We start from the raw sequence: 12,587 nt of genomic DNA, 5'->3' as shown, positions 1-12,587 counted from the left end.
GTGTCGAGTTAAAGGCCTAGAATGCATTACACTATCAAAGATATTGCACGGCAAGCCGGAGTCTCAAAGTCGACTGTCTCTCGCTATATCAGAGGTGAACGGGATAAGATTTCACCATCCACGCAGCGGATTGTATCCAAGGTAATCCAAGAGCTCGATTACCGTCCGAACCAGGTGGCCGTGGGTTTGGCGCGTGGTCAGATGCCGACGGTCGGTGTCATCGTCTCCGACATCAGCAATCCTTTTTCGTCTGTGTTCATGAAAGGCATTTTTGACGCTTGCGAAGAACGCGGTCAGTCCACGGCGTTTGCGATTTCAGACGGCAGCATCAAGCGTGAACGTGACATCATCAAGAATTTCAGGTCATCCAGCGTCGACAGGCTAATCATCCAGACCTGCGGCGACAATGAAAAATTCCTTTCCAAGTTGGATCCGCGCAAAACCGTTTTCATTGACAGGCCGCTCAAAAAAGAAATGTTTTCCACCGTCACTTCCGACAATTACGACAGCACCTTGCACGCTATCCATTATTTACAGGATCAGGGATGCACGCCTATTGCTTTTATTACGCTCGACATCAAATCGGTGACCACTCGTTCCATCCGTTGCGACGCTTATCTCGATGCCGTCGAAGGCCAGCAGGAGCCGATTGTTGTTTCCTTTGACGCGATGGATGAGGCGGAAACAAGACTGACGCAACTTTTCTCTTCCTCCAACCGGCCAAAGGGAATTTTCACCTCCAACGGCGAGGCGCTGAAGATTTTCCTGAAATTCGCAAGGAAGCACGACATAGCCATCGGTCGTGATATCGGTGTGATTTCCTTCGAGGATTGGGATTGGATGGAGTTTCTGAATCCAGCAATCACCGCGGTACGGCAGGACTCGTACACGATGGGCTATGTCTCCGCCAAAACATTGCTGGAAGGCGGAACGCCGATTGGCGGCAAGCCCGAAACCAGGATCATCCAATCGAAGCTGGTGGTCAGGGATTCGACAGATCTTCGGTAGGTTCTTGCCCTCTCCCCAGGTTTTCATCCGAGCGTGTCCATAATGATTTACGCCGTTTTCCGTTATCGGCGTTTTTAGTTGTCGCTACCAAGAACGATGCTTTTCGTGATTCATTTAGGATGCAAAGGAGAATCATTATGGAAAACGGAAATGCGATGGATTATCGCACCGATCCCAAGGTCCGCGAGCGTATTGACAAGGCGATAGCCTACCTCAACACCCATGCTGCACAGCTTTCTGGCAAAGCCGACGAAACGTATTCTTTGGACGGCACCGACGATATTGTCGTGCATCTGCAGAGCTACGATTCCATGGATTACCAGTCGATCAGCTACGAGAGCCACCACGACCACATCGATCTGCACTATCTGCTTTCAGGCCGGGAATATGTGCGTTGGTGGGATACCGGCAGCGTTGAGCCCAACACCGAGTACAACGCGGAAAACGACATCGTTTTCTATCCGCACCCGCAACATCACAATCGAGTGCTGTTGACCCCCGGCCACTATGTTCTCGTTTATCCTGAAGACATGCATGCCCCGCGTGGCAGGGTGGGGGACAACGCCGAACCAGTGCACAAGGTCGTTGTCAAGATTTCGGTGCGCTAAGCGGTTTTTGTACCCGCTTGAATCTGAACCGATCCGTCGGTGGGTTCCAAAAACGAACATGGCGATCGTGGCGTGTTTCATTTGACAGTTCTAATTTTCCATTTACAATTAGTCTTATTAAGTGACTCGAAAAATGATACCGGTGTCATTAGGAGATGTTTCAGATGAACAAAAGAAGCAATATCTTTCTGTTTCCTATGAGACCGGTGTCATCCCTGCAATGACAGGGTTTGAATTCAAAACATATGAACGTAACGGCTATCCGCTAACGAGTATCAAGGAGAACAATAATGACCGAGAAAATTTTAGTGACGGGGATTGTGCCTCGCGAAGGGCTTGACAAGCTGTTTGATCGTTTCGACGTGACGTATTCCGCCGACAAGCCGTTTACCCGCGACTTCGTTCTGGAGCACGGCCACGAATACGACGGCATGATTCTTATGGCCCAGAAGGGCGACCGTGAGCTGATCGACGCTTGCAGCAACCTGAAAGTCATCTCGGTCAACGGCGTCGGCTACGACCACGTCGATGTCAACTACGCCAAGCAAAAAGGCATCGTGGTTTCCAACAGCCCGCGCGAGGTACGCATCCCGACGGCCGAGTTTACCATGACGCTGATGCTCGCTGCGGTAAAGCGCCTGCATTTCTATGACGGAATCGTCCGTCGTGGCGATTGGATTGATCCTTCCGAGCGGAAGTATCAGGGCCGTACTTTGAACGGCCTGACTTTGGGCGTCTTCGGCATGGGCCGCATCGGCAAGAGCGTTGCCAAGCTTGCCCAGGCTTTCGGCATGAAGGTCATCTACAACAACGACCGCCCGTTCGGAGAAGAGTTTGACCGCGAGAACAACTGTGAATATGTCGATTTCGATGAACTCTTGAGGCGCTCCGACGTGGTGACCATCCACGCTCCCGAGCTGCCAAGTACTCATGGTGTCTTCAACGCCGAGGCCTTCGCCAAGATGAAGAATGACGCTTACCTGATCAACGCTGCACGCGGCCCGATCGTGCAGGAGAAGGCGCTGGTCGACGCGCTGGAATCCGGCCAGATCGCCGGTGCTGGACTCGATGTCTTCGAGTTCGAGCCGAAGGTTTCCGAGAAACTGCGCTCGCTGCCCAACGTCGTGCTTTCACCTCACGCGGGCACCGGCACCATCGAGGCGCGCATCGGTCTGGCTGCCGAAGCCACCGACAACCTGATCAGCTTCTTCGACGGCAAGCCGATCAACGTCGTCAACAAGTAAGTTTTCTCAAAGCAAGGAGAGATCATGCGATTTTCCAAGGTTTTCAAAGACGAGCTCGATCATGGTTACGCGATTTTGCGGATGAACGAACTTGGACGCGATTTTGCGCTTATCGCTTCCGAGGAAAATCGCCCCTGCTATGCCTACGACCTCGACGACAATTACCGCCGCATCGTGGTCTGGCCGGATGTCGGTGGCACGATGACCATGGTCCAGCTGCCGGGGACGCTTGATTTCCTTGCCACTCAGCGTTTTTATCCTGGATTCAACTCCAAGACCTGCCGTATCGTGCATGCACATTTCAACGGCAAGGATTGGGACGTCAAGCCGATTGCCGACACGCCGTATATCCACCGTTTCGACATCATTAAGCATGACGGCGGCTTCTGGTTTGTCGGTTGCTCCATTGCCAATTCCAAGAAGTTCACCGATGATTGGTCGGATCCGGGCAAGGTTTTCGTCGGGGACTACGATCCGGTGGCTGACTGTCTGAAAGATGTCCGCGAACTCGACATCCGCATCACCAAGAATCACGGATATCGCCGCGAGACCCCCACGACTTCGCTGATTACCGGTCACGAAGGCATTTTCCGCCTGCATTATCCGCAGGACGACGAGGATTGGCGCATCGAGCGTCTGGCCGAAGAAGAAACCAGCGATATCGCGATGATTGACATCGACGGCGACGGTCATCAGGAATACCTGGCGATTCAAGGATTCCATGGCGATCATCTAAGGCTTTATGACGACCGATTCCGGACATTGGACGCAACCGAGGGCGGGTCGCCGTTCGGACACGCCATCGATAGTGAGATGCTCTTCGGTCGTCCTTACTTCCTCTTTGGCTACCGTGGGGGAGACCAGGAGCTGATGACCATAGAAGCTCCAGACCGCAAGATGCACAAAACCGTCATCGAATCCGGTGTCGGTCCCAGCAATGTTACGGTTTTCCGTAAGGATGGTGAGGATTACTTGCTGAGTGCCAACCGTGAAAGCAATTCCATAGCCATTTACCGCATTACCGATGAGGTGAACTGAAATGGCCGGACGTTATTTTCTTATTCTCGACAATGGCGGAACCAACACCCGTGCGTTGATTTTCGACGAAGAAGGAACCCAGGTAGGAGTTTCAGTTTTCGATACCCCTTGGATTCAAGACATGCCTGAAATGCGTGAGATCGACCTCAAGGGCATGCGTGATTCGTTGTTCGCTGCAATCCGACAGGTTCTTGAGCGGACCGAGGTCTCGCCGAAGGACATAGCCTGCATCACTTGTGTGGGGCATGGCAAGGGACTGTATCTTCTTGACAACAACGGTAAGATCTTCTGCAATGGCATCTTGTCGACCGACGAGCGGGCCAATGATTTGGCACGAAGCTTCGAGACTCGAGTGAAGGAAATCTATCCGATCAGCCACCAGCACGTGATGGCCAGCCAAGCACCGGTGCTGCTGCGCTGGATCAAAGATCACGAGCCGGAGCGCTATGCCAACATCGGCAGCATCCTTTCGGCAAAGGATTTTGTGCGTTACCTGCTGACCGGCGGCATTCATCAGGAGATCGGCGACGCTTCAGGCAACAATCTCATCAATCTCAAAACCCGCGACTACGACGATAGGTTGCTGACCTTCTTCGGTATCTCCGAGGCGGTGCAATGGCGGCCTGACTTGGTGGAATCCGCAGATATCGTGGATACGATAGATGTTCAAGCTGCCAATGAGACCGGTCTCATTGAGGGGACTCCGGTTACCGGAGGGCTCTTCGACATCGATGCCGGAACGTTGGGCTCAGGAGCGCTGGATCACAATCACTATTCCGTGATCGCCGGCACATGGAGCATCAACACCTATCTTTCGCATACCCCGACCGAACGGATGCCCGGCATCATGAACTCCCTGTTCCTCAAGGACAGGGTGCTGGTCGAGGCCTCGAGCCCCACCTCGTCAGGTAATCTGAGCCGGATTCTGCGGTTGCTTTCGCCTACCGGCAAGGATACCGACGAGGATTACGAACGTTTGGAGGCAAATCTCAGGCAAGAGGACGCCGATTTTACCCAGGTGCTTTACACCCCCTTCCTCTACGGCAGCAACAGCGACCCGGATGCCACGGCTTCTTTTGTGGGGTTGGAAAGTACGACCACACGTATGCAACTGGTTCGGGCCGTCTATGAAGGCGTCGTCTTCGCACATCGTCAGCATATCGATCAGCTGCTGTATTCCGACACCACGCGTCCGCAATCCCTGCGCGTCTGCGGGGGAGCGGCCAATTCCCCCTCGTGGATGCAGATGTTCGCCGACATCATCGGGCTGCCGGTTCAAACCGTCAAAGGCCATGAAATCACCGGACTTGGTGGCGCAGTGCTTTCGGCCTATGCCACAGGAGACTATTCCAATCTGCAGCAGGCTGCGAATCGCATGATTCATGTCGATTCATGCTTCGAACCCGATGCGGTACAGCATCGCAAATATGACGAGAAGTACCAGCGATATCAGATTTTGCTGGATGCCTTGAATGGCGTCTGGTCCAAATTACACGCAACCCAAAAGGAAGGAACACGATGAATTCACTGGGCATATACGAGAAGGCCTTGCCTGCCGTCGAGTCCTGGCATAAGACCCTGCAGCTGGTGCATGACCTCGGTTTTAATTTCATCGAGTTTTCGGTCGACGAAAGCGACGAACGCCTGGCCCGCCTGGACTGGACGCGCAAGCAGCGTGAGGATCTGCGAGACGCCGCGTGGGACACCGGTGTGCGTATCCATACGCTGATGCTCAGTGGGCACCGCCGTTTCCCGATGGGTTCTGCGGATCCCAAGGTGCGCGAACACAGCCTTGAGATGCTTTACAAGGCTATAGATTTGGCCTATGACCTCGGTATTCGCAACATTCAGATGGCCGGATACGACGTGTATTACGAACCTAAGACATTGGAGTCACGTGAGTGGTTCGTTGAGAACCTGAAGAAAGGCGTCGAATACGCGGCGACCCGTCAGGTCATGCTCGACATCGAGACCATGGACGACCCCTTCCTCAACTCGCTGCAGAAGATCATCTATCTCAAGACCCAGATTCACAGCCCGTGGCTGCAGGCCTATCCTGATCTAGGCAACCTTTCCGGCTGGCCCGAAAACGATGTTGGCAAGGAGCTCGAAATGGGCATCGATAACATTGTCTCCGTGCATCTGAAGGACAGCAAGCCCGTAAGTGCGACAAGCAAGGGCCAGTTCCGTGACGTGCCGTTTGGTGATGGCTCGGTCGATTTCGAGGGATGCCTGCGCACCCTGCATCGATTGGGATATACCGGTGCGATGACCATTGAAATGTGGACCAACAAGGCCCCAGACCCCATAGCAGAGGTCAAAAAGGCCAAAAGCTTCTTTGATGATATCTTCCGCAAGGTCGGTATCGAGCAGGAGCCAGTCGACTGACTTTTTGAGGAGAAATCCCAGACAGTTACGTTCGGGGAAATCTACGATGAGAAAGAGGAATCTGATGACAGAGCTTGATGATGTAGGGCCTGTCCCAGGGGTTGGAGCCAGACCACCCGATAGTGAGAACACGGCTTCAACCCCACGAAAGAGGGATATGTACAGGCACCGGGCCATCACTGGTTGATGGCGCGAGCCGCAAGGTACCAGTCCATGGGGTGGTAAAGCAACCGCAAGCAATCGATAAAAGCTGTGATGATTGCATAATTGAAGGCGATGAAGCCAACTCCTTCAATACCGAACAACGGTGCAGTGTGTGCACCGGAATGTTTCAAGGAATTCGTCGTACAAATGCCATTGGCTGGCATGAACTGTACCTTGAAAGAAAGTGTGAGCGAAATGCTCCAAACCGTAAATCAAGTCTTCCAGACCTTCGGGGCCAGCGTTGTCGTCCCGATTATGATCTTCATCGTCGCGCTGTGTCTGCGGGTCAAACCCAAAACAGCCATGATGAGCGCGTTCTACGCAGGTGTCGGCCTCACAGGCTTCACCTGGATCATTCAGGCATTTACACCTGTGGTGACCAAGGTCATCAAGCAGATGGTCGACAACACCGGCATCAAGCTGCCCGTGGTCGATATCGGCTGGCAGGCCGGTTCGTTGGCCTCCTTCGGTTCGCCCGTCGGCCTGACGTTCTTCGTGTTCGGCCTGATTGTCGAGCTGTTGCTTTTCGCACTTGGTGTCACCAAGATCTTCATGGCCTCCAATCTGTGGAACAACTTCGGCTTCATGATCTGGGGCACACTGTGCTACTACGTCACCCATAACTTCGCTCTTTCGCTGGGTCTCTCCTTCTTCATGCTCTTCTACGCCCTGCTGCTGGCCGAAGTTCAGGCCGACCGCTGGTCCGATTACTACGGTGTGAAGAACGCCTCGGTCGCCTCATTGCACAACATCGAGCAGGTCGTTCCGGCCATCCTTCTCGACCCGCTGTGGAACCTTCTCGGGTTCAACAAGGTCAAGATGACCCCGCAGTACTTCAAGAAGAAGCTGGGCGTCTTCGGCGAGCCGACCACGTTGGGCATCATCCTGGGTCTCATCATCGGCCTCATCGCCAACATCACCAATCTGGCAAGCCTTAAGGCCTGGGGGCAGATCCTGTCCTTCGCCATCGAGCTCTCTGCCGTGATGACCATCTTCCCGTTGGTCACCAACGTCTTCTCCAAGGCCTTCACTCCGTTGGCCGAAGAGATTGACCAGAATCACAAGAAGAAGGCTGGCGTTGAAGACGACGAGCCCATCGACGAGATCGATGACAAGAAGCGTTGGTTCCTCGGCGTGGACGACGGTGTCGGCTACGGCGAACCCGCGACCATTATCTCCGGCGTCATCCTCATCCCGATCATGGTGCTCATCGCCTTCTTGCTTCCCGGCAACAAGACCCTGCCCATCGTCGACCTCATCTCCCTGCCGTTCATGGTCGAGTCCATCGTGGCCATCACCCGCGGCAACATTCTGAAGGTTATCGCCAACGGCATCGTCTGGTTCAGCCTCGGCCTTTACGCCTCCAGCTGGCTCGGCGACATCTACACCGGTGCGGTCTCGCAGTATGGTGCGGCCATCCCGGCCGGCGTGGTACTGATCACCAGCTTCAACCTCATGGCACGCCCGTTGAACGCGCTTATCTTCGCGGCATTCATCTCGAAGAACCCGTTCATTATTGGCGGCTGCGTGGTTGTGTATCTGATTCTGCTGTTCCTGCTTCGCAAGTATCGTTCTCAGATTTGGCGTTACCTGCGCAAGATGTCCGACAAGAACGCCGGATACGCGGGCAGCGATGAAAAGATAACGTACTGATAATAATAAATAACAAAGGAGTATATCATGAAAAAAATTGACGGACATCTGCATTTGGTGCGTTCGGTCTCCGGTTACAACGGCAAGGGCCGCATGACCCCGCTGGGCGACGGCAAGGCCATCTGGGACAACGGCATGCCCCTGAAGCTCATTCCCGACGGCTGGGGCGACGACGACTTCCTCGCCGAATCGGCGCTGAAGGTCATGGACGAAAACGGCATCAACAAGGCCGTGCTCCTGCAGGGCAGCCTCTACGCCTTCCAGAACTACTACACCTATCAGACGGTCAAGAAGTATCCGGATCGTTTCATCGGCGCCTTCTCGTTCGACCCGTTCAGTGACGAGGCGATGACCTCGGTCAAGCGCCATATCGACGACCTCGGCTTCCGTGCGGTCAAGCTTGAGATCAGTCAAGGAGGTGGCCTGATGGGCTACCATCACGCGTTCCGTCTCGACAATGACCCACAGCTCGGTCTCTTCTTCCACTACATCTCGGATTACCCCGGCTTCGTGGTGACTGTGGACTATGGTGACTACACACAGCTGAGCCACCAGCCCGAAGCCATCGCCAATCTTGCGCAGCGTTACCCGCAGCTTGACTTTGTCGTCTGCCACCTGTCCTTCCCGAGCGCCGACCATCTCAATCGTCTGGAATGCGAGTTGCGTCAGTGGGAGCCGTATCCGAACATTTCTGTCGAGCTTTCCGCGATTCAGGATATCGAGGGCGAGACCGAGTTCCCGTTCCCGCGCTGCCAGAAGGATACCGCTCTGGCCAAGAAGGTGCTTGGCGCTAAGCGCATCTTCTGGGGCACTGATTCGCCGTGGTCCTCCACCTTCAACTCGTACCACAACTTGGCCACTTGGCTCGAGGCTACAGATATCTTCACCGAGTCCGAGCTTGAGGATGTGTTCTACAACAACCCCGAGCGCATCTACTTCAAGCCGCAGAACGTTAAGGCTGTGGCCGAAGCAGTCGACCCGGTCACCGGAGAGTGAACTCCCATGATGTGGTGATTGGATTGCGCGGTCGTGGATAAGTCCGTGAGTGTTGAGCTCAGGCTCCTATGTGCCGTGCAATTCGGTCGGATTTTTTCAAGTTTTGGCCCTGCCGGTTTTGTATGACCGGCAGGGCCAAAACTTATCCGATGCTTGTGCGTATGCAATCAGTCTAGATGTATCGTAATTGGTTGGCATAGACCGATTCGGTGGCTTGGTTAGAATAGAGCGTACATGAGCAAGGAGAAGGCTTTGAGCAGAAACAGCGAGGATAAAAAGATGACGCAGATACATAAAGGTCGGCTGATCGTCTTGACCGGACCTACCGCTGTCGGTAAGGGAACTGTTGAAGCGAATCTGCTGAGCAAACATCCCGAGGTCTGGGTTTCCGTTTCCGCCACCACGCGCGATCCTCGGCCGGGAGAAGTCAACGGAAAAAACTACTGGTTCATGAACGAGGACGAATTTGTCGCCAAAGAGAAGCAGAACTGGTTCCTTGAGACCGCCGTCGTGCATGGCATGGCCCATTACGGCACACCTCTGCAGCCGGTGCTCGACCATTTGGCCAAGAACATTCCCACGATTCTTGAAATCGATCTGCAGGGTGCCCGCCGCGTCAAGCAGCGTGCCGCCGAGCTCAACCTTGAAATCGTCTCGGTCTTCATTGCCCCGCCGAGCTACGACGAGCTGGTGAAACGTCTGATCGGCCGTGGCACGGAGAATGAGGAACAGCGCAAGAAACGTTTGGAGACCGCGAAGGTCGAGCTGGCCGCCGAACCGGAATTCGACGTCAAGATCGTCAACGACACCGTCGATCGCGCCGCCGACGAGCTCTGGGACGTCATCGCCAAGGAATACGGCATCAAAGGAAATTAAAGATTTGCGGTGTTCCGCAAAAGGTGATAACTACAACGATGAACTTGACTTTGGGGTAGTCTCTGTTGGTATCACACGAATTGGTTTCTCCTATTCGCTTGATACATTTGATGTATTCGTTTTAGCAGTGTTGCGGTGATTGAATTCGACATCGACGGTTGAAGGATACTCTTATGAAGGATATCTCTTGGAAAGAGAACGCGATAGTTTTTGTCATCACTCTTGTCACTTATTTTGTGCTGGGGATTTTCTGGTTTGACCATGGGCATTTTTTGGCGGCATTGACTGATCCGAAGCTTTGGTCTCAAGCTATAGGTCTCTCCGCGGTCTTGGTGGTCGTGCATGTTGTCGAAGACATGCACAAGGCGAAAAAGAAGCGTGAGGCAGAACATTCATCTAGCGCGAGCGAAAAATAGTTCTGTTTTTGTTAGTCATGCTAGTGCTTGATGATTTGTGTGTATGATTCCGTATCGGCATTTCCATAACAGTGGCCCTGCCTATGAACGAAGTCATATGCAGGGCCACTTGCGATTAATAAATTGCTAAACTACCAGCGCATCATGCTAGACCGCTGAGCTTGTTAATTAATTCAGGATCGCGGGCCAAGCCGTAAAGCGGGGAGTCCTGTGAACTCCCCGTAGGCGAGGTGAGCAATCGCTAGATTGCGAAGGCTACTTGAGGCCGGAAAGCTGATTTATCAGCTCGGGGTCTCTAGTAGCGCCTTTATCTGCAGAGCGGGCGAAGGCAGCGTAGGCCTTGAGGGCCAACGAGACCTTGCGGTCGCGGTGGGCCACGTAGCCGTCTCCGGCTTCGAGCTCCTTGCGACGCTCTTCGAACTGTTCGTCGGTGAGTTCCACGTCGATGGTGCGGTTCGGGATGTCGATGTCGATCATGTCGCCATCCTTGATCAGCGCGATCGGGCCCTTGTTGGCCGCCTCGGGAGCGACGTGGCCGATGGCCAGGCCTGACGAACCGCCGGAATAGCGGCCGTCGGTGATCAGCGCGACGTCCTTGCCGATGCCTTTTCCTTTGACGAACGAGGTGGGGTAGAGCATTTCCTGCATGCCCGGGCCTCCCTTGGGGCCTTCGTAGCGGATGACCAGCGCCTCGCCCTTCTTGAGCTTGTCGCCCAGGATGACCTCGACGGCCTGTTCCTGGGACTCGACGATGTGGGCCGGTCCGCGGAACTTCCAGATGTTCTCGGGCACGCCAGCGGTCTTGACCACGCAGCCGTCGGGGGCGAGGTTGCCGCGCAGAATCGCGAGACCGCCTTCCTTCACCGCCGGATGGTTGATGTCATGGATGGCACCGTTGACGCGATCGGTGTCGAGCGTGTCGGAGAGCGTCTCATGCGTGAACGGTTCGGGGGACTTGATATGTCCCGGAGCTGCACGATAAAGTTCCTTCGCCTTGGCAAGGCAGGTCGGGCGCATGATGTCCCAATCATCGAGCTTGGCTTCCAGCGTCGGATAATCGACGGAATGCACATCGCGATGCAGTTTGTCTGCTCGGTCGAGCTCTCCGAGGATGCCGCAGATGCCGCCGGCGCGGTGTACGTCGGAGATTTCCCAATCGCCGGAAGGGCTGGCCTTACAGATGCAGGGCACCGTGTGGCTGATGCGCTCGATGTCGTCAAGCGTGAAGTCGACGTCGGCACTCTGGGCTGCGGCGAGGATGTGCAGCACGGTGTTGGTGGAACCGCCCATGGCTACATCCATGGTCATGGCGTTCTCGAAAGCCTTTTTGGTGGCGATATTGCGTGGCAAAACGCTCTCGTCATCTTCGTCATAATAGCGATGCGCGAGGTCGACGATCTTCTTGCCGGCATCGACGAAAAGCTGCTTGCGATAGCCGTGCGAGGCAAGTGTGGTTCCGTTGCCGGGCAAGGCCAGGCCGAGCGCTTCCGTGAGGCAGTTCATGGAGTTGGCGGTGAACATGCCGGCGCAGGAACCGCAGGTGGGGCAGACGGTCTTTTCATAGGCGAGTAGGTCTTCGTCGGAGACGTTGTCATCGGCCGAGGCGTACATCACATCGATGAGGTCGGTGGTGTCGGTTTCGCCGTTGGACAGGGTTGTGGACCCTGCCTCCATGGGTCCACCGGAAACGAAAATCGTAGGGATATTGAGGCGTAGCGCAGCCATCAGCATGCCGGGAGTGATTTTATCGCAGTTGGAGATGCAGATCAGGGCGTCGGCGCAGTGGGCGTTGACGGAGTATTCTACGGCGTCGGCGATCAGGTCACGGCTCGGCAGTGAGTAGAGCATACCGGTGTGGCCCATGGCGATGCCGTCGTCGACAGCGATGGTGTTGAACTCGCGGGGGATGCCGCCGGCCTCTTCAACGGCCTTTGACACGAGACGTCCGACCTTGTTGAGGTGGACATGGCCAGGCACGAACTCGGAGAACGAGTTGGCGATGGCGACGATGGGTTTCTTGCCCAAGTCGTCTCCGGCCACGCCTGCGGCGCGATAGAGTGCTCGGGCACCGGCGAACATGCGGCCGGTCATGATATTATGTGAGCGCATTTGCATGATTCCATATAAGTTCATCTGTCTCATATTTGCCGAATATC

Annotated in this window: 12 protein-coding genes; 10 read left to right on the top strand and 2 right to left on the bottom strand. The window is 54.8% G+C overall.

Annotated elements, in window-relative coordinates:
- Positions 1–21 precede the first annotated feature (21 nt).
- The 6 genes from OZX70_RS05515 (at position 22) to OZX70_RS05490 (ending at position 6,286) form a co-directional block, all read left to right on the top strand.
- A complete protein-coding gene (locus OZX70_RS05515; RefSeq protein ID WP_277179715.1) occupies positions 22–1,008 on the top strand; it encodes a LacI family DNA-binding transcriptional regulator in 987 nt (328 codons plus the stop codon).
- A gap of 137 nt (positions 1,009–1,145) precedes the next feature.
- The gene (locus OZX70_RS05510) at positions 1,146–1,616 is read left to right on the top strand and encodes a YhcH/YjgK/YiaL family protein (RefSeq protein ID WP_277179713.1); all 471 of its coding nucleotides are present in this window, start codon (positions 1,146–1,148) and stop codon (positions 1,614–1,616) included.
- Positions 1,617–1,906: 290 nt separating this feature from the next.
- Positions 1,907–2,860, top strand: a complete 954-nt coding sequence (locus OZX70_RS05505) for an NAD(P)-dependent oxidoreductase (protein WP_277179711.1) — start codon at positions 1,907–1,909, stop codon at positions 2,858–2,860.
- A 24-nt stretch (positions 2,861–2,884) separates the two neighbouring features.
- The gene (locus tag OZX70_RS05500; RefSeq protein WP_277179709.1) at positions 2,885–3,898 is read left to right on the top strand and encodes a hypothetical protein; all 1,014 of its coding nucleotides are present in this window, start codon (positions 2,885–2,887) and stop codon (positions 3,896–3,898) included.
- A gap of 1 nt (position 3,899) precedes the next feature.
- Complete coding sequence (locus OZX70_RS05495) at positions 3,900–5,420, top strand: FGGY-family carbohydrate kinase (RefSeq protein ID WP_277179707.1); 1,521 nt, start codon at positions 3,900–3,902, stop codon at positions 5,418–5,420.
- Positions 5,417–6,286 (top strand): L-ribulose-5-phosphate 3-epimerase, encoded by an 870-nt coding sequence (locus tag OZX70_RS05490; RefSeq protein WP_277179705.1) that lies wholly within the window; start codon positions 5,417–5,419, stop codon positions 6,284–6,286. Before OZX70_RS05495 ends, OZX70_RS05490 begins: the two co-directional genes overlap by 4 nt.
- A gap of 176 nt (positions 6,287–6,462) precedes the next feature.
- Here the strand turns inward: OZX70_RS05490 and OZX70_RS05485 are convergent, their stop codons facing one another.
- Positions 6,463–6,654, bottom strand: a complete 192-nt coding sequence (locus OZX70_RS05485) for a hypothetical protein (protein ID WP_277179703.1) — start codon at positions 6,652–6,654, stop codon at positions 6,463–6,465.
- A 31-nt stretch (positions 6,655–6,685) separates the two neighbouring features.
- Between OZX70_RS05485 and OZX70_RS05480 the strand changes: the two genes are divergently transcribed.
- From OZX70_RS05480 to OZX70_RS05465, 4 genes are all read left to right on the top strand, one after another.
- On the top strand, positions 6,686–8,143 hold the full coding sequence (locus OZX70_RS05480) for a PTS transporter subunit IIC (RefSeq protein ID WP_277182123.1): 1,458 nt from the start codon (positions 6,686–6,688) through the stop codon (positions 8,141–8,143).
- 27 nt (positions 8,144–8,170) lie between these two features.
- The gene (locus OZX70_RS05475) at positions 8,171–9,139 is read left to right on the top strand and encodes an amidohydrolase family protein (protein WP_277179701.1); all 969 of its coding nucleotides are present in this window, start codon (positions 8,171–8,173) and stop codon (positions 9,137–9,139) included.
- Positions 9,140–9,418: 279 nt separating this feature from the next.
- On the top strand, positions 9,419–10,015 hold the full coding sequence (gene gmk, locus OZX70_RS05470) for a guanylate kinase (protein ID WP_277182122.1): 597 nt from the start codon (positions 9,419–9,421) through the stop codon (positions 10,013–10,015).
- Positions 10,016–10,188: 173 nt separating this feature from the next.
- Entirely contained in the window at positions 10,189–10,431 is a 243-nt protein-coding gene (locus tag OZX70_RS05465) for a hypothetical protein (RefSeq protein WP_277179699.1), read from the top strand.
- Positions 10,432–10,686: 255 nt separating this feature from the next.
- Here OZX70_RS05465 and ilvD read toward each other — a convergent pair whose 3' ends face one another.
- Positions 10,687–12,549, bottom strand: a complete 1,863-nt coding sequence (ilvD, locus tag OZX70_RS05460) for a dihydroxy-acid dehydratase (protein WP_277182120.1) — start codon at positions 12,547–12,549, stop codon at positions 10,687–10,689.
- Between the last annotated feature and the right edge of the window lie 38 nt (positions 12,550–12,587).

The organism is Bifidobacterium sp. ESL0732, from assembly GCF_029395535.1.
Taxonomy (GTDB): Bacteria; Actinomycetota; Actinomycetes; order Actinomycetales; family Bifidobacteriaceae; genus Bifidobacterium.
This window is presented reverse-complemented; position numbering and strand designations above follow the sequence as displayed.

Excerpts from the sequence above, each read along its gene's own strand:
- OZX70_RS05510 (WP_277179713.1), top strand. The coding sequence starts at position 1,146 with ATGGAAAACGGAAATGCGATGGATTATCGCACCGATCCCAAGGTCCGC.
- OZX70_RS05465 (WP_277179699.1), top strand. The coding sequence starts at position 10,189 with ATGAAGGATATCTCTTGGAAAGAGAACGCGATAGTTTTTGTCATCACT.
- OZX70_RS05490 (WP_277179705.1), top strand. The coding sequence starts at position 5,417 with ATGAATTCACTGGGCATATACGAGAAGGCCTTGCCTGCCGTCGAGTCC.
- gmk (WP_277182122.1), top strand. The coding sequence starts at position 9,419 with ATGACGCAGATACATAAAGGTCGGCTGATCGTCTTGACCGGACCTACC.
- OZX70_RS05500 (WP_277179709.1), top strand. The coding sequence starts at position 2,885 with ATGCGATTTTCCAAGGTTTTCAAAGACGAGCTCGATCATGGTTACGCG.
- OZX70_RS05480 (WP_277182123.1), top strand. The coding sequence starts at position 6,686 with ATGCTCCAAACCGTAAATCAAGTCTTCCAGACCTTCGGGGCCAGCGTT.
- OZX70_RS05505 (WP_277179711.1), top strand. The coding sequence starts at position 1,907 with ATGACCGAGAAAATTTTAGTGACGGGGATTGTGCCTCGCGAAGGGCTT.
- OZX70_RS05495 (WP_277179707.1), top strand. The coding sequence starts at position 3,900 with ATGGCCGGACGTTATTTTCTTATTCTCGACAATGGCGGAACCAACACC.
- OZX70_RS05475 (WP_277179701.1), top strand. The coding sequence starts at position 8,171 with ATGAAAAAAATTGACGGACATCTGCATTTGGTGCGTTCGGTCTCCGGT.
- OZX70_RS05515 (WP_277179715.1), top strand. The coding sequence starts at position 22 with ATGCATTACACTATCAAAGATATTGCACGGCAAGCCGGAGTCTCAAAG.
- OZX70_RS05485 (WP_277179703.1), bottom strand. The coding sequence starts at position 6,654 with ATGCCAGCCAATGGCATTTGTACGACGAATTCCTTGAAACATTCCGGT.